We start from the raw sequence: 990 nt of genomic DNA, 5'->3' as shown, positions 1-990 counted from the left end.
CTGATTATGGATATCCGAAAGCCCCTTACAGAGTTCGACACGATGCTGCTCGACTGGAGCAAAAAGAGCGAACTCAGTACAACCATTCTTTTGACGAAAGCAGACAAATTGAAATATGGGCCAGCTAAAACTGTTCTCTTACAGGTACGCAAAGCACTGGAAGATCACGGTTTTATCAATGATATTTTGTTGTTTTCGAGTTTGAAAGGAACAGGCGTCAAAGAAGCGAGAAACGCATTAAACCGAAATTTCTCGCACTTTTTGGAAGATGAAGAAGAAAGTACAGAAAGCTAAACGCCTGGCAGAACCTCATCGAAGCAATAACCCTCTTGAAGCTTGGCAAGCTCAGCTTGCTCAGGCTCTCTTAAATGCGGAACGATAAAGTCTAAGACTTGATACACACCATGCTGAATAGCTTTAGGGTTACTTTCGCGATCTTCTTGCGTACCATGCATCGTCTTAAGAAAGGTCATCCAATTCGTCACAATCAGCCATACGTTCAAGGCTTTAGACTGACGCTGCTGTTCCGTCTGCCTTGAGAAAATCTCACTCAACTCTAAAGCCTCGATAATGCTCATCACGCCTCGCACACAACGCAAGGTAAATGCCCGATAATCCTCACGCAATTTGTCGTCATTATCGAGAAGATGCTCCAAGTCACGATGTAAAAAACGATAGGCCCACAGCCCATTAAACACCGCATCTAAGTATGAAAGTAAATCTTCTACTTTTATCTTTCGCCCTTCAGGAACACGGAGATAGGTATCCACCATCAACTCATAGTTTTTGAAGATCTGATAAATAATGTCGCTCTTATTTCGGAAGTGGTAATACAAATTACCAGGCGACATATTAAGATGCGCAGCGATATGGTTCGTTGAGACGTTTCGCTCGCCTTGCGCGTTAAACAAGTCCAAGCTCTCTAAGATAATGCGTTCTTTTGTTTTAGATGCCACAAAACTGCCTTACTAATTCCGATCTCTAAGTTCT

The 990-nt window shown here is 42.7% G+C and carries 1 protein-coding gene and 1 pseudogene; one reads left to right on the top strand and one right to left on the bottom strand.

The window, feature by feature from the left end; translation table 11 throughout:
• Positions 1-294 (top strand): annotated as a pseudogene (locus A3738_RS06585) (YihA family ribosome biogenesis GTP-binding protein); the annotation flags it as partial.
• Here the strand turns inward: A3738_RS06585 and A3738_RS06580 are convergent.
• Entirely contained in the window at positions 291-956 is a 666-nt protein-coding gene (locus A3738_RS06580) for a TetR/AcrR family transcriptional regulator (protein WP_068473550.1), read from the bottom strand. The pseudogene A3738_RS06585 and the gene A3738_RS06580 sit on opposite strands and share 4 nt — an antisense overlap.
• Positions 957-990: the final 34 nt, after the last annotated feature.

The sequence above is a fragment of the Oleiphilus sp. HI0066 genome, assembly GCF_001635725.1.
The sequence above is the reverse complement of the archived record's forward strand: the minus strand, read 5'-3'. Positions and strand labels throughout refer to the sequence as shown.